At 71.8% G+C, this 20,980-nt stretch carries 9 protein-coding genes and 1 pseudogene; 6 read left to right on the top strand and 4 right to left on the bottom strand.

What is annotated here, in order from left to right; genetic code table 11:
• Positions 1 to 2 precede the first annotated feature (2 nt).
• The 4 genes from WMF29_RS43625 to WMF29_RS43610 all read left to right on the top strand — a co-directional run bounded on the left by WMF29_RS43625 (position 3) and on the right by WMF29_RS43610 (position 14,677).
• Positions 3 to 8,078 (top strand): amino acid adenylation domain-containing protein, encoded by an 8,076-nt coding sequence (locus WMF29_RS43625; RefSeq protein ID WP_437325951.1) that lies wholly within the window; start codon positions 3 to 5, stop codon positions 8,076 to 8,078.
• Positions 8,079 to 8,128: 50 nt separating this feature from the next.
• The gene (locus WMF29_RS43620) at positions 8,129 to 12,082 is read left to right on the top strand and encodes an amino acid adenylation domain-containing protein (protein WP_437325950.1); all 3,954 of its coding nucleotides are present in this window, start codon (positions 8,129 to 8,131) and stop codon (positions 12,080 to 12,082) included.
• Entirely contained in the window at positions 12,079 to 13,131 is a 1,053-nt protein-coding gene (locus tag WMF29_RS43615; protein ID WP_437325949.1) for a TauD/TfdA family dioxygenase, read from the top strand. Before WMF29_RS43620 ends, WMF29_RS43615 begins: the two co-directional genes overlap by 4 nt.
• A gap of 97 nt (positions 13,132 to 13,228) precedes the next feature.
• On the top strand, positions 13,229 to 14,677 hold the full coding sequence (locus WMF29_RS43610) for a diaminobutyrate--2-oxoglutarate transaminase (protein ID WP_437331231.1): 1,449 nt from the start codon (positions 13,229 to 13,231) through the stop codon (positions 14,675 to 14,677).
• Between the two features lie 215 nt (positions 14,678 to 14,892).
• Here the strand turns inward: WMF29_RS43610 and asnB are convergent, their stop codons facing one another.
• Positions 14,893 to 16,566, bottom strand: a complete 1,674-nt coding sequence (gene asnB, locus WMF29_RS43605; protein ID WP_437325948.1) for an asparagine synthase B — start codon at positions 16,564 to 16,566, stop codon at positions 14,893 to 14,895.
• Positions 16,567 to 17,052: 486 nt separating this feature from the next.
• On the opposite strand from asnB, the pseudogene WMF29_RS43600 reads away from it, so the two are divergent.
• Positions 17,053 to 17,203, top strand: a pseudogene (locus WMF29_RS43600) (diaminobutyrate--2-oxoglutarate transaminase); the annotation flags it as partial.
• 42 nt (positions 17,204 to 17,245) lie between these two features.
• Here WMF29_RS43600 and WMF29_RS43595 read toward each other — a convergent pair.
• The 3 genes from WMF29_RS43595 to WMF29_RS43585 all read right to left on the bottom strand — a co-directional run bounded on the left by WMF29_RS43595 (position 17,246) and on the right by WMF29_RS43585 (position 19,637).
• Complete coding sequence (locus WMF29_RS43595; RefSeq protein ID WP_437325947.1) at positions 17,246 to 18,142, bottom strand: hypothetical protein; 897 nt, start codon at positions 18,140 to 18,142, stop codon at positions 17,246 to 17,248.
• Positions 18,143 to 18,404: 262 nt separating this feature from the next.
• Complete coding sequence (locus WMF29_RS43590; RefSeq protein ID WP_437325946.1) at positions 18,405 to 18,887, bottom strand: nucleoside 2-deoxyribosyltransferase domain-containing protein; 483 nt, start codon at positions 18,885 to 18,887, stop codon at positions 18,405 to 18,407.
• Between the two features lie 84 nt (positions 18,888 to 18,971).
• Positions 18,972 to 19,637 (bottom strand): RNA polymerase sigma factor, encoded by a 666-nt coding sequence (locus WMF29_RS43585; protein ID WP_437325945.1) that lies wholly within the window; start codon positions 19,635 to 19,637, stop codon positions 18,972 to 18,974.
• Between the two features lie 112 nt (positions 19,638 to 19,749).
• Here WMF29_RS43585 and WMF29_RS43580 point away from each other — a divergent pair, with 112 nt between their 5' ends.
• A complete protein-coding gene (locus WMF29_RS43580) occupies positions 19,750 to 20,913 on the top strand; it encodes a hypothetical protein (protein WP_437325944.1) in 1,164 nt (387 codons plus the stop codon).
• Positions 20,914 to 20,980: the final 67 nt, after the last annotated feature.

The raw sequence follows: 20,980 nt of genomic DNA, 5'->3' as shown, positions 1-20,980 counted from the left end.
CCATGACGAACAAGAAGAAAGACGTTGAGTCGATTCACTACCTCTCCCCGCTCCAGCAGGGATTGCTCTTTCACGCGGTCTCGGACCGCGCCGCGGACCCGTACTTCGTCCAGACGGCGTTCCTCCTGGAGGGGCGGCTCGACGTGGACGCGTTCGAGCGCGCCTGGCAGGCGCTCGCGGAGCGGCACCCGATCCTGCGCACGGCGTTCGTCTGGGAGGGCGTCGCGCGGCCCGTGCAGGTCGTCCGCCCGCGGGCGGCGATCCCGCTCTCGCGCCACGACCTCCGCGGGCTCGCCGCGCGGGAGCGGGAGCAGGCCTTCGTCGAGCTCATGGCCGCGGACCGGCGCGCCGGCTTCGACCTGCTGAAGGCGCCCCTCATGCGGCTCACGGTGGTCCAGGTCGAGGAGGAGGCGTTCTATTTCGTCAACAGCCATCACCACCTCTTGCTGGACGGGTGGAGCCTCGCCCTCCTGCTGAGAGAGGCGCTGTTCGTTTACAAGGCATTCGCGCAGGGCGCGGCGCCCGAGCTGCCGCGGGCGCGCCCGTACCGGGAGTACCTCGCGTGGGTGCAGGCCCAGGACGAAGGCGCCGCGGAGCGGTTCTTCCGCGGCGCGCTGGCCGGGTTCCGGGCGCCCACGCCGATCCCCCTGGAGGCCGCGCCGGCGGCGGCCGCGGCGGGCGAAGGCGCGTTCCCCTTCGCCGAGCAGGTCCTGCGCTTCTCGCGGGCGGAGACGGAGGCGCTCGCGGCCTGCGCGCGCCGCCTGCGCGTCACGCTGAACACCCTCGTGCAGGGCGCGTGGGCCCTCCTGCTCTCCCGGCACGGCGGCGAGCCCGACGTCGTCTTCGGCGCCACGGTGTCGGGCCGGCCGCCGGAGCTCCCCGGCGCCGAGGCCATCGTCGGCGTGCTGATCAACACCCTGCCGGTGCGGGTCCGCGTGGACGAGCACGAGCCGCTCGCCCTCTGGCTCTCGCGGCTGCAGGACAGGAACAGCGAGCTGCGCCAGCACGAGTGGGCCCCGCTGTCCGACGTCCAGCGCTGGAGCGAGGTGCCGGGCGGGCGCTCCCTCTTCGACACGATCGTCGTCTTCGACAGCTACCCCGAGGAGGACGTGAGCGGCGTGCCCCTGGACGTCCGCGCCAGCGTCCTGCCCCGCCCCGGCGGCGGGCGTGTCGGCGACGCCCTGCTCACCGCCGGGCGCAACAACTACCCGGTGTCGCTGATCGTCGACCCGTCGCGCGAGCTCGGGCTCATCCTGTGTTACGAGCGCCGCCTCCTCACGCACGAGGCCGCGGCCAGCCTGCTCGGCCAGTGCCGCGCGCTGCTCGAGGCGATGGGGGCGCGGCCGCAGGCCCGCCTGGCCGAGCTGCCCCTCGTGGGCGCCGCCGAGCGGCGCCGCCTGCTGACCGAGTGGAACGCGACGGCCACGGCCTCCCCGCCGGCGGCCTGCGTCCACGAGCTCTTCGAGGCGCACGCCGCCGCGCGCCCCGACGCGCTCGCTGTCGCCTGCGAGGAAACGGCGCTGACCTACGGGGAGCTCGACCGGAAGACGAACCAGCTGGCGTGGAGGCTGCGGGCGCTCGGCGTGGGGCCCGAGGACCGGGTCGTCCTGTGCATCGAGCGCTCGGCGGAGATGATCCTCGCGCTGCTCGGCGCGCTCAAGGCCGGCGCCGCGTACGTGCCCGTCGACCCGAAGTTCCCGCGCGAGCGGCTCCGCGCCGTCGTGGAGGACAGCGGCGCGCGCGTCGTGATCACGCAGGAGCGGTGGGCCGGCGCGTTCGACGAGCCGGGGCCCGCGCTGCTCTTCCTGGACCGCGACGCGGGCGCCCTCGCGGCCGAGCCCGGCGCGCCGATCGGCCGGACGGCCCGGCCCGAGAACCTCGCCTACCTCATCTACACCTCGGGCTCGACGGGGCGCCCGAAGGGCGTGGCCGTCGAGCACCGCCACCTCGTGAACTACGTGCGCGGCGTGCTCGCGCGGCTCCCCCTCGCCGAGGGCGGCGGCATGGCGCTCGTCTCGACCGTGGCCGCGGACCTCGGGCACACGTCGCTCTTCGGCGCGCTCTGCTCGGGCCGCGCGCTGCACGTCCTGTCCGAGGCGCGGATCTTCGATCCCGACGCGACAGCCGAGTACATGAGCCGCCACGGGGTCGAGGCGCTCAAGATCGTCCCGAGCCACCTCGCCGCGCTCCTCGAAGCCGCGCGGCCCGAGCGCGTGCTGCCGGCGCGCTGCCTCGTCGTCGGCGGAGAGGCCTCGAGCTGGGAGCTCATCGAGCGGATCCGGGCGCTCGCGCCGGGCTGCACCGTCGTGAACCACTACGGCCCCACCGAGACGACCGTTGGCTCGCTTACATGGCAGATCGACCCCGCGGGCGGCCGCTCCGGGGCGACCGTGCCCATCGGCCGTCCGCTCCCCAACACCCAGGCGTATGTCCTTGGTGTAAATTTTGAGCCGATGCCGGTGGGCGTGCCCGGGGAGCTCTACCTGGGCGGGGCCGGCGTGACGCGCGGCTACCACGCTCGCCCCGAGCTGACGGCGGAGCGCTTCGTCCCGGATCCGTTCGGCGGCGTCCCTGGGGGCCGGCTGTACCGCACCGGGGATCGGGCGCGCCTCCTCGCGAACGGCGCGATCGAGTTCCTCGGGCGCACCGATCACCAGATCAAGCTGCGCGGCCACCGCGTGGAGCTGGGCGAGATCGAGGCGCGGCTGCGGGAGCAGCCCGAGGTGCGCGAGGCGGTCGTGGCGGCGCGGGACGGCGGCGGGGCCGTGCGCCTCGTGGCCTACGTGGTCGGCAGGGAGGCGGCGGCGCTCGACGCGGCGGCGCTCCGCGGCCGGCTCGCGCAGCAGCTGCCCGAAATCATGGTGCCCGCCGTGATCGTGCCGCTGCCGGCGCTGCCGCTCACCGCGAACGGCAAGATCGACCGCGCGGCGCTGCCCGAGCCGGAGCGGGCCGGCGCGCAGGAGGCGAGCGGCTTCGTCGCGCCGCGGAACGAGGTCGAAGCCACGCTCGCGCAGATCTGGGCCGACATCCTGCGCGTGGAGCGGGTCGGCATCCACGACAACTTCTTCGCCCTCGGCGGCGACTCCATCCGGAGCCTCCAGGTCATCGCGCGCGCCAACCAGCGCGGCATCAAGCTGAGCCCGAAGGCCCTGTTCGATCATCCCACCGTGGCCGGCGCCGCGGCCGTCGCGGTCTCCACCGCGGCCCCGGAAAAGGCGCCCGCACGCCCGGGGAACGCGGGAGGGCTGCAGGGAGAGCAGCGCGGGGCGACGCCATCCATGTCGCCGTCAACGTCGCAGTCGCAGACAACCTCTCTGCCAACATCGCAGTTCCCGCTGAGCGGCCTCACCGACGACGAGATTGCGCGCTGCCTGCCGGACGCGTCGGGCCTCGATGACGTCTACCCGCTCTCGCCGATGCAGGAGGGCATGCTCTTCCACACCCTCCTGAACCCGGGCTCCGGCATCTACCTGATGCAGCAGCACTACGTGTGGCACGGCCCGCTCGACGCCGGCCTCATCGTCGAGGCCTGGCAGCGGGTGGTGGCGCGGCACCCCATCCTGAGGACCTCCTTCGCCTGGAAGGACCTCGAGCGGCCTGTCCAGGTCGTCCACCGCCATATCGACCTCTCCGAGGTCATCCACGTCCTCGACTGGCGCGATCAGACCGAGGCCGAGCAGGAGAAGCGCCTCGCCAAGGCGCTCGAGGCCGAGCTCGCCGCGGGGCTCGACATGACCCGCGCGCCGCTGATGCGGATCCGGCTGATCCGCATGAAGGACGACGCGTATCGCATCGTCCGGAGCTTCCACCACATCCTCACGGACGACTGGTGCTTCTCCGTGATGATGATGGAGTGCCTGTCGTATTACGAGGCCTTGAGCGAGGGCCGCTCGCTGGAGCTGCCCCAGCCGCGCCCCTACCGCGACTACATCGCCTGGCTCGCCCAACAGGACCTCTCGGCGGCCGAGCGGTTCTGGCGCGAGGAGCTCCGCGGCTTCGCGGAGCCGACGCCCCTCGGCGTGGAGCGCGCCGCCGACGGCGCGGCGCCGCTCGCGGGGGCCGGCATCAGCGACGAGCACGTCGAGCTGCCCCCGGCCCTGAGCGAGGCGCTCCTCCGCCTCTCGCACCAGCACGGGCTGACGCCCAACACCCTCGTGCAAGGGGCCTGGGCGCTCCTCCTGAGCCGCTACAGCGGCCAGCGCGACGTCGTGTTCGGCGTGACCGTAGCGGGCCGACCGACCGATCTGCCGGGCGTGGAGACGATCGTGGGCCTGTTCATCAACAGCCTGCCGCTCCGCGTGCGCGTGTCGCCCGAGCAGCCGCTCGTCCCGTGGCTCAAGGGCCTCCTGGCCCACAACTACCGTATCCGCGAGTTCGAGTATCCGCCGCTCGTGCACATCCAGCGGTGGAGCGAGCTCCCCAAGGGACAGGCGCTGTTCAACAGCCTCCTCGTCTTCGAGAACGCGCCGAAGGATCCCCGCCTCGGGGAGCAGGTCGGCGCCGTCCGCCTCTCGTACGAGCAGGACCGGGTCCACACGAACTACCCGATGACGGTCGTGGCGTACCCGGGCGAGACGCTGGGGATCCGGCTCTCGTACGACCGGCGCTGGTTCGAGCCCGAGGCCGTCGAGCGGATGCTTGGCCACCTGGTCCAGCTGCTGTCGGAGATGGCCGCCCGCCCGGAGGCCCGGCTTGGCGACCTCGCGCTCCTCGGCGAGCGCGAGCGCCGGCAGCTCCTGCGGGAGTGGAACGACACGACGAGCGCAGGGCCCGCCGCGCCGGGCTACGTGGCGCTCTTCGAGGCCCAGGCACGGAGGACGCCGGACGCGGACGCGGTGACGTGCCGCGGGCGCCGGCTCACCTACGCGGCCCTGAACCGCGCCGCGAACCACGTGGCCCACGCGCTGCGGGCCCAGGGCGTCGGTCCGGACACGATCGTCGCCGTGCTGGAGTCGCGCGACATCGAGCTGGTCGTCGCGCTGCTCGGCGTGCTCAAGGCCGGCGGCGCGTACCTCCCGCTCGATCCCCACCAGCCGGAGCAGCGCATCGCCGGCGTCGTCGAGGCCAGCCGCGCGCCCGTGGTCGTGACCTTGGACGCGTGGGTCCCGCGGCTCGGGAAGGCGCTCGCGCACCTGCCGGAGGCGGCGCGGCCGCGGTTCGTGACGCGCGAGCGGCTCGCCGCGCAGCGCGGGCCTGCGCGCGTGCCCGTCGACGACCTCCCGCAGCTCACCGGCCCCGGTCACCTCGCGTACGTGATCTACACGAGCGGATCGACCGGCGTGCCGAAGGGCGCGATGGTCGAGCACGCGGGGATGCTCAACAACGTGTGGGGCAAGATCCCCGCGCTGGAGCTCGGCCCCTCGGACGTGATCGGCCAGACAGCGTCCCAGTGCTTCGACATCTCGGTGTGGCAGCTCCTGACGGCGCTGCTCTGCGGCGGCCGCGTCCACATCGTCCCCGACGAGATCGTGGGCGATCCTCGGCGCCTGCTGGAGGAGGCCGAGGCGCAGGGGATCACGGTCCTCGAGCTGGTCCCGTCGCTGCTCGCGGAGCTCGTCTCGGCGGACGCCGACGCGCCGCGCCTCCCGCGCCTCCGGTGGATGCTGCCCACCGGCGAGGCGCTCACGCCCGACCTCTCCCGCCGGTGGTTCGCGAGGTACCCCCGCGTCCCCCTGATGAACGCCTACGGCCCGGCCGAGTGCGCCGACGACGTGGCGCTCCACGCGATCACGGCGGCCCCCGGGCCCGAGGTCGTCCACATGCCCATCGGCCGGCCCGTGCCCAACGTGAGGCTCCACGTCGTGACGGGCGACGATCTCGCGCCCGTCGGCGTGACCGGCGAGATCTGCGTCGCGGGCATCGGCGTGGGGCGCGGCTACCTGAACGACCCCGCCCGGACCGCCGAGGTCTTCGTGCCCGATCCCTTCGGCGGCGCGCCGGGCGCGCGCATGTACCGCACAGGCGATCTCGGCCGGCGCCTCGCGGACGGCGCCCTCGAGTTCTCGGGGCGGCGGGATCACCAGGTGAAGATCCGCGGCTTCCGCATCGAGCTCGGGGAGATCGAGGCGCGCCTCGCGCGGCACCCGGAGGTCCGCGAGGCCGTCGTCGCGGTCCGGGAGGAGCGCGCCTCGGGCAAGCGGCTCGTCGCCTACGTCGTCGGCGAGGGCGGCGCGACCCCCGCGCCCGAGCGCCTGCGCGAGTTCCTGAAGGAGACGCTGCCCGACTACATGGTGCCGCCCGTCTTCGTCGCCCTGCCCGCGCTGCCGCTCACCCCGAACGGCAAGGTGGACCGCAAGGCGCTGCCGGCGCCCGAGGCGCCCGCGGTCGACGCCGGCAGCGCGGCGGCTGGCGCCCCGGCGACGCCGACCGAGGAGGCCCTCGCGGGCATCTGGGCGGAGGTGCTGGGACTCGAGCGGATCCCTGTCCATGCGGGCTTCTTCGAGCTGGGCGGGCACTCGCTGCTGGCCACGCAGGTCGTGTCGCGCGTGCGCAAGGCGCTCGGCGTCGAGCTGCCGCTCCGCAGCCTGTTCGACCACCCCACGGTGGCCGAGCTCGCCCGCGACGTCGATCGACGGCGCGATCCTGCCGGCGGGGCGCCCGCGGCCGGGGCGCCGCCGATCGTCGCGGCGCCGCGGCAGGGGCCGCTGCCGCTCTCGTTCGCGCAGCAGCGCCTGTGGTTCCTGGAGCAGCTGCAAGGCCAGCGGGGCCTGCTCACGATCCCGTTCGCGCTCCGGCTCACGGGCGCGCTCGACGCCGAGGCCCTGAAGAGGAGCTTCGCGTCGGTGATCGCCCGGCACGAGGTGCTGCGCACCGCCATCGTCGTCGATCGCGGGGAGCCCTGGCAGGCCATCCTGCCCCCGCAGCCGTTCGAGCTCCCGCTGGACGATCTCTCCGCGCTGCCTGCCGAGGTCGCGGACGCGCAGCTCTCCCGGCGCATCGACGCGGTCCTCACGGCGCCCTTCGATCTCCAGCGCCCGCCGCTGCTGCGCGCCCAGCTGTTCCGCCTCGGCCAGCGAGAGCACGTCCTCGCGGTGGCGCTGCACCACATCGCCGCCGACGGATGGTCGATCGCGCTCCTCGTGGACGACCTGATGGCGGCGTACCGCGCCCTGAGCGACGGCGGCGCGGCCCCGGAGCAGCCCCCGCAGGCGCTCCAGTACGCCGACTATGCGGCCTGGCAGCGAGCCCACCTCCCGGGCGCCGTGTGGGACCAGCAGATGGCCTACTGGCGGCAGCAGCTCGCCGGCAGCGCCACGACGCTGACCCTGCCCCAGGCGCGGACCGCTCCGGCCCAGGAGCGGCGCGCCGCGCGCCTCGTGCGCGCGCTGCCGCGCTCCGCGGCGGACGCGCTGCTGCGCGGCGCCGAGCAGCACGGCGCCTCGCTGTTCATGGTGCTGTACGCCGCGCTCAACGTGGTGCTCCACCAGCAGACGGGGCGCGGCGATCTCCTGGTCGGGACGGACGTCGCCAACCGCCATGTCCGCGAGACGGAGGGCATGGTCGGCTTCTTCGTGAACCAGCTGGTGCTCCGCTGCCGCATCGACGGCGCCCTGCGCCTCACGGAGCTGCTCGCCGAGTGCAAGCGCACAGCGCTGGAGGCCTACCAGCACCAGGATCTCCCGTTCGACGCGCTGGTCTCGGACCTCCTGCCCCGGCGCGACGCGGACGGCGCGCCGTTCTTCCAGATCAAGCTCATCCTGCAGAACACCCCGCAGCGCGATCTCGAGCTCACGGATCTCTCCATCTCGGAGCTCGAGCTCTCGCCGCGGGACGTCGAGGTCGACCTGCTCATCGCCGTCAACGCGCACGATGACGGGCTGCGCGTGGCCTACGACTACCGTGCAGACGTCTACCCCGCTGCGTTCATCGAGCAGCTCGCCGCCCTGTACGAGGCGGCCCTGCGGATGGTGAGCGAGCCGGAGACGCGCACCGTCGCGGAGCTCGTGGAGGCGCTGAGCCAGCACCAGAAGGCGCGGCAGCAGCAGGCGATGGAGGCAGGCCGGGCCGCGCGCGAGCAGCAGCGCGCAACGCTGGGGACCGTCCAGCGCAAACCCTTGGCTGTCCAGAAACCACAGTGAAAGGCCGACCGCTCACGGAGCGAGTCGCAGCGACGGAAAGGGAATCTCAGATGTCCAGCTCAAACACGGCACGGAGCGACGCCCTCATCGAGGGATTCGAGCTCTCCCCGGAGCAGGCGCGCTCGTGGCGGTGGCAAGAGGCCCATCTGGCGAGCGCTGTCCGAGCTGCCGAGTTGTGTCTCCGCGTCCCCGCCGGCACCGACGAGGGGCGGCTCGAGCGCAGCCTGGCGGAGCTCGTCGATCGTCACGAGATCTTGCGCACGTACTACGCGCAGCTGCCCGGCATGGCGCTGCCCGTCCAGGTGATCCAGTCCTCCCCGGCGATCCGCTGGAACGCGGCGGGTCAAGGCAGCCCGAGCGGCGTCGCGGTGGCCCTCTCCGGATCGCCGGGCGAAGGCGCGAGCGTCCGGCTGCGCCTGCCGGCGGCGCACACCGACACAGCGGGCCTGCTGCGCCTCGCCGCCGCGTGGGAGCGCGCCTATCGCGGCGAGGACCCGGGGGATGCCCCGCTGCAATACGCGGACTACGCCGCCTGGCGCAACGAGCTCGAGGGGAGTGATCCGCAGGCCGACGCGTTCTGGGAGGAGCGCCTCGCGACCCGGGCGCCCGCGCCGGCGCTGCCGCTGCGCGGCCACGCGCGCGGCGGCGTCGCGCGCGTGGAGCTCGCCCGCGTGCGCTTGCAGGTCTCACCCGAGCTCCAGGAGCGCTGGGCGCGCCAGGCCAGCGCGCTGAGCGTCCCCCCCGCGCTGCTCGCCCTGACCGCGTGGGTGACGCTGTTTCATCAGCACGGCGACGCCGATCGCCTCACGGTGGGTCTCGACTGGCAGCAGCCCAGCCGCGATCTCGGCGACGCGATCGGCCTGTTCAGCGAGCCGGTGCCGCTCACCGTGGACGCGCTCGGCGGCGCGACCGTGGAGACCCTCTGCGGTGCGCTCCGCGCGCGCTGCGCGGAGCTCAGGGAGTGGCGCGATTACTTCCCGAGCACGGCGGACGAGGAGCCCTATCCGCTCGGCTTCCGCTACGTGCCGGCCGCCGGCGACAGCGCGCTCGCGGCCGCCGGCTGGCGCGTCGAGTCCGCCGACAGCCCGACCGCGCCGCACCATCTGTTGCTGGAGCACCGGGAGGGAGGCCACGAGCCGATCCTCACCCTGCATTACAACCAGGCGCTCTACGACGGCGCCACGGCCGCGCTGCTCGGCGATCAGCTGGTCGCGCTGCTGGAGGAGGTCTGCCGCCACCCTGCCCGGCAGCTCCGGGAGCTATCTGCCCTGAGCGAGGCGGAGCGGCGCCTTGTGACCGAGGTCTATAGCCGCTCCGAGCCGCTCTCCGCGGAGCGAGAGCGGGAGTTCGCGCGCATCGCCTCATTGCCTCACCTGGCCGCCTGCTTCGCCGAGCAGATCCTGCAGCGATCCGACCAGCCGGCGGTCAGCAGCGCTACGCAGAGCCTGAGTTACGCCGAGCTGGACACACACGCCACGCGGCTTGCGCAGAGCCTCCTCGGCCGCGGCGCGGCGGCGGGCACCCGGATCGCGCATTTCCTCCAGCGGGACGTCGACGCCATCGTCGCGATGCTCGCCATCCTGAAGGCCGGCGCGGTCTATGTCCCGATCGATCCGGACTACCCCGCGGCCCGCATCGCCTACGTGCTCGACGACTGCGGGGCTGACCTCGTCCTCACCCGCCGCGATCTCGTGGAGAGGCTGCCGGAGCCCTGGCAGGACGGGGCGAGGCTCCTGTTCACCGACGCTGCGCCGGAGGACGGGGCGGCGCTCCCGTGGCCCGAGATCCTGCCGGAGCACGTCGCGTACGTCATCTACACCTCCGGCAGCACGGGCCAGCCAAGGGGCGTGCCCATCACCCATGCGGGCGCGCTCTACTCCCTGGCTGCCCGCGTCGCTTATTACCAGGACCCCATCCGCCGCTTCCTGCTCCTGTCCTCCTTCGCGTTCGACAGCTCGATCGCCGGGCTCTTCGGGACGCTCGCGCAGGGGGGTTGCCTGCGTCTGTGCAGCGAGATCGAGCAGAAGGACGCGGAGCGGCTCGCCGGGATCATCCGCGAGGAGTCCATCACTCACCTGCTGGCCCTGCCCTCCCTCCATCACCTGCTGCTGCACAGGCTCGCCGGCCAGCCCATCGCCCTGAGCACCGCGATCGTGGCCGGCGAGGCGTGCCCGCGCGCGCTTGTCGACGCACACCACCGCGCCCTCCCCGGCACGCGCCTCTACAACGAGTACGGCGCCACGGAGGCCTCGGTGTGGAGCACGGTCGGCGAGTGCGCAGCATCGCAGTCCGATCGTCCCGTGACCATCGGTCGTCCCATTCCTCATAGCCATGTCTATGTGCTCGACGAGCGCGGCCAGCCGAGCGCGCGCGGGCTCAAGGGCGAGATCTGGGTGGGTGGACCGGGGCTGAGCCCCGGGTACCTGAATCGGCCCGAGCTCACGAAGGAGAAGTTCGTCGAGGTCTCGGGGGAGCGGCTCTATCGAACAGGCGACTACGCATCCTGGGATGAGCGCGGAGAGCTCGTGTTCCTCGGGCGCGGCGACGGCCAGGTGAAGATCCGTGGTTACCGGATCGAGCTGGGCGAGGTCGACGCCGCGCTGCGCCGCGTGACGGGCGCCGAGCAGGTCGTGGTGCTCGCCGATCGGGGCGAAGACGGCGAGGTCTTCCTGCGCGGCTTCGTCGAGGCGGCACAGCCGCTGGAGGTCGCGGCGGTGCGCCACGACCTCGCCAGGCTGCTGCCGGATCCGATGATCCCGGCCGACATCCAGGCGCTGCCCACGCTTCCTCGCACGGCCAACGGCAAATTCGATCGACAGGCGCTGCTCGCGCTCAGGCGCCACCGGCAGCGGGCACCGTACGCCGCGCCTCACACCGAGGTCGAGCGGGCGCTCGCCGCGCTGTGGGAAGAGCTGCTCACGGTCGAGCTCATCGGCCGCGACGACGACTTCTTCGCCCTGGGTGGGCACTCGCTGCTGGCGGTCCGTCTGGTTCATCGGATCGACACCGAACTGCACGCCACGATCCCTGTCCGCACCGTGTTCCAGCGCCCCCGGCTCGAGGCCCTTGCGGCGTTGATCGAGGCGGAGGAGCAGTCTCGGCCGACGATTCCGATGGCGGCCGGATGCGTGGCGCGGGCGCCGCGCTCGAGCCTTGTGCCGCTCCGCGCCGCCGGGTCTCTCCCCCCGCTCTTCTGCGTGGATCCCTCGGGCCTGCGCGTCGGGGCATACCAGCCGCTCGCCGACGCGCTCGGCGGGGATCGGCCCGTGTTCGGGCTCGATCTGGGCCCGGCGCTCGCGGGCGAAGGCCCCTCGTGCCGGCGCATCGTCGATCAGCTGGCCCGCGAGATCCGGCAGCATCAGCCGCGCGGCCCGTATCACCTCCTCGGCTGGTCGCTGGGCGGCGCGCTCGCCCTCGGCATCGCCCGGGCGCTGGAGCAGCAGGAGGAGGCGGTCGCCTTCCTCGGCATCCTGGACACCCAGCCGCCCACGAACCTTTACGCGGCGGGACCGCCGGACGTCGTGGCGGAGCTGGCGGAGTATGTCGACACCGACCGCAGGGCGGCGCTTCTCGCGCTCCCGGAGGCGGAGCTGCGGGCGCTGCGGGAGCAGCTGCAGGGCCGAGGCGACGAGGAGCGGGTGATGGCGGCGGCGGCATGGGCCCAGACTCGCGGCTTCCTGCCCGAAGGGGCGCAGACCGCCGCGCTCGCGCACCGCTACGCGCTCCTGCGAGACGCGGCGCTGTTCATGAACGAGCTGCCGCCGCGGTGCCTCCACGCCGCCATTCACGCGTGGTGGAGCGCCGAGACGCTCGAGCGCCACGGCGGCCCGCCCGTGGACTGGCAGCGGTACACGCGCGCGGCCGTGCACACAGCGACGGCCCCCGGCGATCACCTCGCGGCCCTGGAGGGGAGCGCCGTGCACACGCGCCTGCGCGCCCTCCTGTCCGGCGCCTCGAGCGCGCCTTCGTCCGAACGCATCGATCTCACCACGGAGCGAGCATGAACTCTGGCAAGACTGCACCGATCCCGGCGCCGGGCGCCCCGCGCCGCAAGGCCATCACGGTCTCCGACAGCACGCTTGTCCGCGAGCGGATGTGGCACCCGGAGCGCCCGTTGCCGCTCGTGATCGAGCCGGCCGTCGCGGGCGTCGATCTCGTCGAGTGGGCCGCGAGGCACCGCGACGCCCTGGAGCAGAAGGTCCTCCAGCACGGCGCCATCCTGTTCCGCGGCTTCACCTGCAAGACCGTCGAGCGGTTCGAGCAGACCATCGCGTCCCTCTCGCCCGGAGCCCTTGAGTACATGTTCCGCGCGTCGCCGCGCACGCGGGTGGGGGGCAACATCTACACGTCGACCGACTACCCGGCCGACCAGAAGATCTTCCCGCACAACGAGCACTCCTACTCTCCGCGCTTCCCTCTGCGGTTGTTCTTCTACTGCCATCAGCCCTCGGAGACGGGCGGCGAGACCCCCATCGGCTCCACCCGGGAGGTCCTCCGGCACATCCGCCCCGAGATCCGGGAGAAGTTCCGCCAGAAGAGGGTCCTGTACGTCCGCAACTACGGGGACGGCTTCGGCCTGCCCTGGCAGACCGTCTTCCAGACCGAGGATCGCGGCGAGGTGGCGTCCTACTGCGCCTCGGTGGGTATCCAGATCGAGTGGAAGCCCGGCAATCGCCTTCGCACGACCCAGGTAGGGCCGGCCATCGTGCGCCACCCGCGCACCGGGGAGGAAGTCTGGTTCAACCACGCCACGTTCTTCCACGTGAGCACGTTGCCCCCGGACGTCCGCGGCTCGCTCACCGCGAGCTTCGTCGACGACGAGCTGCCCACGAACACCTTTTATGGCGACGGCAGCCCGATCGAGCCCGAGGTGCTGGAGGAGCTCCGGGGAGCGTACCTCTCTTCGCTCGTGAAGTTCCTCTGGCAGCAGGGAGACATCCTGTTCATCGACAACATGCTGTGTGTCCACGGCCGTGAATCCTACGGTGGCAAGCGCGCCATCCTCACGGGGATGGCAGAGGCGTACTACGCGAAGGATCTCGAGCAGAGCTAGCTCACGGCATCGGTCCGCGCGGGAGCGCGGCCCGCGTTCCGTGGTCGAGGAGCGCGTGAATCAAGGGACGTTTCGCAACAGGGAGTACCCGATGAGTCTGTCTACAGCCTCCAGTTTCTCCGCGGTGGACCCGTTGGCGCCGGCCTCCAGGGCGCCCCTCCACGCGGGCCTCGCCGCGGAGCTCGGCGAGCGCCACCGGCGGCGCGCGCTGTACGAGCTCGGGGATCACCCCTTGCTCGAGCGGCAGCGGCAGCGCGAGTCGAACGCCCGCTCGTACCCGCGGCGGCTGCCGCTGGCGCTCTCGCGCGCGCAGGGCGTGTATGTGGAGGACGTCGAGGGGCGCGTGTTCCTCGATTGTCTGGCCGGTGCCGGCACCCTGGCGCTCGGGCACAACCACCCGGCGGTCACCGACGTCCTTGTGCGGACGCTGCACTCCGGCCTGCCGCTCCACACGCTCGACATCACAACGCCGGTCAAGGATCGCTTCACGCAGGACGTGCTCGGCGTGCTGCCGGCGCCCTTTGCCCACCACGCGCGCATCCAGTTCTGCGGCCCCACGGGCGCGGACGCCGTGGAAGCTGCGCTGAAGCTGGTCAAGCTCGCGACCGGGCGCGGCACGGTGCTGGCCTTTCAGGGCGCGTACCACGGCATGACGCAGGGCGCGCTCACCCTGATGGGCAACCTCGGGCCCAAGGCGGCGCTCGGCTCCAGCCTGAACGGCGTGCAGTTCCTGCCGTATCCGTACGAGTACCGCTGCCCGTTCGGGCTCGGCGGCGGCGCCGGCATCGCGGCCTCGCTCGCGTACATCGACAACCTGCTGTCCGATCCGGAGGGCGGCGTGCCCAAGCCTGCTGCCATCATCGTCGAGGCGGTGCAGGGCGAGGGGGGCATGATCCCGGCGCCGGTCGCCTGGCTGAAGGGGCTGCGGGCGCTGGCGACGCGCCATGATATCCCGCTGATCCTCGACGAGGTGCAGACGGGCTTCGGCCGCACCGGGCGCATGTTCGCGTTCGAGCACGCCGGCATCGAGCCGGACGTGCTGGTCCTGTCGAAGGCGCTCGGCGGCGGACTGCCGCTCTCGGTCGTTGCGTATCACGAGCGCTTCGACACCTGGCGTCCGGGCGCCCACGCCGGCACGTTCCGCGGCAACCAGCTCGCGATGGCGGCGGGCTCGGTCACGCTGTCGGTGCTGCGCGCGGAGCGCCTGGACGCGGCGGCCGCGGAGCTCGGCGCGCGGCTCATGGCGCAGCTCACCGCGCTCGCCAAGGAGCACGCGTGCATCGGCGACGTGCGCGGGCGCGGCCTGATGATCGGCGTGGAGCTCGTGGACGCGGCGGCCGCGCCCGACGCGCTCGGGGCGCGCCCTGCCCACCGCGAGCTGGCCGGGCGCGTGCAGCGCGAGTGCCTGCGGCGGGGGATGATCGTGGAGCTCGGCGGCCGCCACGGCAGCGTGGTGCGCTTCCTGCCGCCGCTCGTCATCACGGCGGCGCAGATCGACGAGGCGGCGAGGATCTTCGGTCAGGCGCTGGCGGCGGCCCTTCCGTAGCCGAGCAGGCCCAGGCCTGTCTCGCGCGTCGATCTTCGCCCGACGCATTCCCTCGAATTTTTCGAGAAAATTCACAGGGAGACGGGGAGACGGGGAGTAAAATCCCATTCATCTCCCCGCCTCCCCGCCTCCCTGTTCAATTTCCCGATAAAAGCGATGCGGATACCCACCGCTTCGCAGGAGGGGAGACCGCGATATCTCCCCCAGGGCTCCTCCTACAATGCCGCGTTATGGACGCCCGCCACCGCGCGCCCCGACGGGTCCGCCGCGGCGGCGAAGCTCGCGTCCCAGGCGATCGCGGCGGGCGACGAGCACGCGATGGACTTGCCGCCAGGCACCGTCTCCGCGCAGGCCTGTCCCGGATAGAACTGCTCGAACAGGCTGCGGTAATGGTACGCTTCCTTGGTCCGCGGCGGATTGATGGCGAAGCGCCTCTCGGCCGCGGCCAGCTCGCGATCGCTGACCCGCGCCTCGGCGTACGCCTTCAGGCCATCGATCCAGCCGTAGCCCACGCCGTCGCTGAACTGCTCCTTCTGCCGCCACAGGATCTCCTCCGGCAGATAACCTTCGAACGCCTCGCGCAGCACCGCCTTCTCGATGCGGCCTTTGCCGGCCATCTTGTGCCTGGCGTCCATCCGCATCGCCACGTCCAGGAACTCCACGTCCAGGAAGGGCACCCGCGCCTCCACGCCCCAGGCCATCATCGACTTGTTGGCGCGCAGGCAGTCGTAGCTGTACAGCGCGTCCAGCTTTCGTATCAGCTCCTCGTGGAACTCGCGCGCGTTCGGCGCCTTGTGGAAGTATAGGTAGCCGCCGAAGATCTCGTCCGAGCCTTCTCCCGACAGCACCATCTTCACGCCCATGGCCTTGATGCGCCTGGCCAGCAGGTACATCGGCGTGGACGCCCGGATGGTGGTGACGTCGTAGGTCTCGATGTGGCGTATCACCTCGGGCAAGGCGTCCAGGCCTTCCTCGAAGGTGTACTCGAACCCGTGGTGCACCGTGCCCAGCGCCTCGGCCGCGACGGCCGCGGCGGCCAGGTCGGGCGAGCCTCTCAGGCCGATGGCGAACGAGTGCAGGCGCGGCCACCACGCCTCCGACGCGCCGTCGTCCTCCACCCGCTTGCGGGCGAAGCGCGCCGCCACCGCGGCCACCAGGGAGGAGTCGAGGCCGCCCGACAGCAGCACGCCATACGGCACGTCGGTCATCAGCTGGCGGCGCACGGCGCGCTCGAAGGCCTCGCGCAGCTCTCGCTTGTCCACGCCGACGCCTTCCACCGCCGCGTAGTCGCGCCACGGCCTGCGGTAGTACTGCGTGAGCTCGCGCGTGACGCTGTCGTAGCAGTGGCCCGGCGGGAACTGCGCGACATCGGCGCAGAGGCCCGAGAGCGCCTTCATCTCCGACGCGACGCACAGCCTCCCCTCGCGGTCGTGCCCCCAGTACAGCGGGCACACGCCGATGGGGTCGCGCGCGATGAGGGCGCGCTGCCGGCGCTTGTCCCACAGGGCGAAGGCGAAGATGCCGTTGATCCGGTTGAGGAACGCTCCCGGAGCGTCTTCGCGGTACAGCGCGTTGATCACCTCGCAATCGGAGCCGGTCTGGAAGGAATAGGGTTGCTTCAGCTCCTTTTTCAGCTCGCGGTGGTTGTAGATCTCCCCGTTGACGGCCAGCGCCAGCTCGCCGTCCGCGGAGCGCAGCGGCTGCGAGCCGCCGGCGGGATCGACGATGGCCAGGCGCTCGTGCACCAGGATGGCGCCCTCGTCGACGTACACGCCGCTCCAGTCGGGCCCGCGGTGGCGCTGCCGCTGGGAGAGCTCCAGCGCCTGTCGTCGCAGGGCCTGCCGGTCGTCGCCGGGATGCAGGCCGAAGATACCGAGAATGGAACACATGGGTTGGCTCCTGAAGGGTTGTGAATCGGCCGCGGCGTCGCGCGTTTCCTGAGTGTCGAAGACCAGAGAGCCCCTCGTGGGTGGGCGCGGCTTTGCAGCGCGAAGGGCTCGATAGGCCGCCGATCTGGCTGATAGGCCGCCCTCCGCAAGAGCCGAGCTCACGAGGGGAGGCATCGCCGGGATCCAGCTCGATCGACCGCGCCAGCAGGAAGGTCGACGTGCGTGCAAGCGGGCGCTCGAGGCGCGAGAGGACCCCGTGGCGCCGCGTCCACCCGTGGCCGAGCCTGGAGGTCGGAGCGTTGGGGTCGGGGAACCGAGCTGACGGCCATGCCCGACAGCTTCGGTAGCTCAGATGAAAATAGAAATCAATTTCATTTATGTATGGAATCCAGTTATGCCCGAATATTCCAGCCACAATTGGGGATTGAAGGGCCAACGGGCTGCCGATCTCCGAGATCGCGTCTCACGAGCACTTCGACACCTGGGCGCGAGTGCCTGCGGGGGGGTGATTGTGGAGTTCGGCGGCAGCCACGGCAGCGTGGTGCGCTTCCTGCTGCCGCTCGTCATCACGGCGGCTCAGATCGACGAGGTGGCGAGGAGCGTCGGTCAGGCGCTGGCGGCCACGCCTCTGTCGTTGTCGCTCGGGGGGAGCGATCTCGGGGGCACGGAGGTGCCGTGTTCAGGAGCCGGTCGTGGCGAGCAGCTCGCGGGCATCGCTGATCACGGCGGCGCGGCGGATCCAGCGGTCCAGCTCGTCGAGGTCGGTGCTCGCGAGGACGCGCTCCCGCACCTCGACGGGGACCTCGAGCCCGCGGGCCTCGAGGAAGACGAGCACCGCCTGCGCCTTGGTCTTCAGGGTGCCCTCGCGCATCCCTTCTTCTCGCCCCTTCGCCACGTAGCTGCGCGCGAATTCGCTCTGAAACTGGTAACCGCTCTTCATCATCGCCTCCAACTTCCGCCTCGCCGCTGCGTTCAGCGAGGATAGCACCAGGTCCCCGTAGACGGCCCGGCGCTCCTCATCGAGCTCGTCCGCCGCCTCGAAAAACGCCACGCCGATGGCTTCGGCGGCCTCGCTCTGTCCGTGCGCCATCGCGGAGAGCACGGCCACCTCGGGCGCCGCCTTCGCCTGCTCGGCGTCGGTGACGACCGGGACGCCCTGGGGCCCGAGCACCAGGGGCGTCAGCGTCCAACCGGGATGACCCGTATCGATCGGCCGCGCGCTCCACCGCGCCATCGCCGCGTTGATGGTCACGACCAGCAGTCCGGTTGGGCAGCGGTGCCGGGCGCGCGTCTGGCTGACGTACACCGGCCAGACGTAGGGCTTGTCCGCGTCCACCCCGAGCTGGACCTCGACCACGATCGCCATCGCGCGCCGCTGCTGCTCGCCGGCCAGCAGCACGACGACGACATCGGCGCGGCGGTCGGAGGGCACAATCTCGGTGAGGTCGGAGGACTCGACGCGCGCCTCCGTGAACGTCGGGACCGGATGGCCGAGCGCGTCGTGCAGCATCTCGGCGGCGAGCGTGGGCCGGTTCTTGAACAGCTCCACCAGGGCTTCATGGGTCACCGAGGGCATCGGGTAATCTCACAAGTGGTTGCAATCATGCTGGATTTGCGTGGCGCGCCAGGCTCATGCGGTGGATCCCGCACGGGCCGAGCGGCCACCTCCCACTCATGAATTCCGGGCAGCTCCTCCGCTTCGTCACGCCGAGCGCCCTGCGTGTGCTCCGACGGTCAGAGCACGTGGGCTCCACGGGAGGGCTCGCGCGTACACGAGCAGAATCGGGCCCTCGACGGCTTCGAGGCGCTACCGACGATGGGTGGTGTTCACGCAGCGGCTACCGAATTGAATCGCCGCAGCTGCGCAAAAGCGCGCCGCGCGCCGCGCGCAGCCCCTCGGGCAAGCTCGCGTAGCGCGGGATCGCGTACCGCTCGCACACGACATCCACGTTGCCCTTGCGCCAGAACCCCTCTGGACAGACGACATGCATCTTCCCGGAGCGCCCGAACAGGCCGAGCTCCAGCAAGCTGATCGGCGCCTTCGAGCCCGGCGCGAAGTACATCAAGATGACGTCCGCCTCCTCGAGCCCGCGGAGCTCCCATTGCACCTGCTCCACGAAGCTCGGGTTCTCGAGGCTCTGCGCCCAGCCCGGCTCCCACCGCTCCCGCCGCGGATTGAGGATCACCACGTCGAGATCCGCGAGCTCCTGCGCGACGCGCGCCTGCCACAGCTCGGCCTGGCCGTTGTCGATGGATCCGGCGAGGAACAGCTTCGGACCCGTCAATCCGTCGAACGGCCGCGGCGCCAGCACCTCGATCATGGGGAACACCTCGCGGATGAGAACACGTGAACGACGATCGCCATGAGGGCCGCTCCCCACCCCCGCCCCGTAACCCGCAAACGGTCAGCCCGCTCCGCCGTGCCCGCAGCCTCGCTTCGGCTCGGGCTCGCTCTTCGCCAGCTGCAGCGGCACCGGGGCGCACGTGCAGTCGAAACACCCGTGCTCCGCGCAGCTCCCGCACGACGCGATCACCTGCTTGCGGAGGGCCTCGCGGGCGCGGAAGAGGCGCACCGCCGCGTTGTTCGCGGTGATCGACGCCTCCTCGGCGAACGCCTGCACCGAGAGCCCGTCGACCTCAACGCGCTGGATCGCGGCGGCGTACTCGGGCTTCAGCGTGCCGGCCAGCGCCCGGACGCACTGGCAGACGGCGCGGTGCTCCACCTCGGGCTGGGCCGCTTCGTCGAGCTCGGCGGCCAGCGCGGCCATCGCCCGCTCCGACGCGCCCTTCCGCCGGAAATGGTCGACCACGGCGTTTCGGAGGGTTCGATAGAACCACGCCGTGGCCGACTCCTCGTCGCGCAGGCTGTCGATGCGCCCTATGCCCCGCACGAAGGCGTCCTGCAGGATGTCCTCGGCGATGGCGCGATTGCCCACCTTCCGTTCCAGGAAGCGCAGGAACTCCCGGTGGCTCTCGACGAGGGTCGCGACCGCCGAAGGCCGCGCGTCCTCGGCGCCTTCCCTCGACGGCTCGGCGCCCTCCGGGCCTCTCGCTGGCTCGCTCTCGCTCATGACGCACCAGGCTATCCACGAGGGCCGCCCTGCGCCACCGCGCCACAGCACAAAGCGATGGCCCGCGTGACCTGTCGGGTCAGAATGTCCTCCTCTTCACCGGGAGGCTTGAATGACGCTTCAGAGGGTGGTCTTCCTGTCCAGCGTGGCGCTCCTGCCGGCCTGCTCGGGGGCGGGCGACGAGGCCCCGGCCGCCCCGCGCTGCAGCGCATCGCCGGAGTGCGCCGCCACGCCCGAGACGCCGCTGTGCGACCAGGCACGCGGCGAGTGCGTCGAGCTGCCGCCGGGATCTCCGATCGGCGTGAAGGATGGCAGTCCTTCCTCGGTCGCGCTCGTGTCCGTCTTCGAGCCGGACCGGCAGCGCGAGCCGACCGACCTCGCCTTCAACCCGGAGCGGCCCGAGGAGCTCTGGGTCGTCAACCGCAAGGACGACAGCGTGATCATCATCACGAAGCCCGGCGCGCCGGACGGCTCGTGGGTCCGCCTCCGCGACCCCGCCGCGGCGCACTTCATGGACAAGCCGCCCGCGATCGCCTTCGGCCACCCAGGCACGTTCGGGGTCTGCGGCGACAACGACAACGGCGGCAACTACTTCATGGGCCCATCGCTCTTCTCGTCGGATCTCTCGATCTTCGCCACGGAGACGCCGGACGGCCTCGGGTCGCACCTCGACATGCTCCACTCGAGCCCCTTCTGCAAGGGGATCGCGCACGAGCAGGCCAACGTCTACTGGGTCTTCAACGACTACGACAAGGCGCTCGACCGGTACGACTTCGCCCACGATCACGGCCCCGGCCACGACGACCACTCCGACGGCGAGATCTACCGCTATGCCGCCGGAGAGGTGCTCGGGGTCGACGCCACGTCGAGCCATATCTTCTACAGCGCCAAGGAAGAGCGCCTCTACGTCGCCGACACCGGCCACAAGCGGCTGCTCAAGCTGGATCCGACGAGCGGCGTGCCCGGCGCGAGCTTCGACGGGCAAGAGCCGGTCAAGGTGCGCAGGCACATGGACGGCGCCACGCTCATCGAGTTCGTCCCCCCGGGGACGCTCGAGGCCCCGAGCGGCCTCGAGGTCCACGAGGGCCTCGTCTACGTCACGGATCACGCGACCAGCCGGATCTACGCCTTCGACACGGCGGGGCAGGTGGTCCGCACCCTGGACACGGGCCTGCCCGCGGGCTCGCTCGCGGGGATCGCCTTCGGGCCGGACGGCAAGCTCTACCTCGTCGACACGCTGGCGAGCCGGGTCTACCGCATCGATCCCATCCTCTGAGGCGGCGCATCGCGCGCCGCGCGCGCCGTGAGGGCCTCGGCCGCGCGGCTCCCCTACTCCCCTACTC

The sequence above is a fragment of the Sorangium sp. So ce381 genome (genome assembly GCF_051473845.1).
In the GTDB taxonomy this organism is placed as follows: Bacteria; Myxococcota_A; Polyangia; order Polyangiales; family Polyangiaceae; genus Sorangium; species Sorangium atrum.
This window is presented reverse-complemented; position numbering and strand designations above follow the sequence as displayed.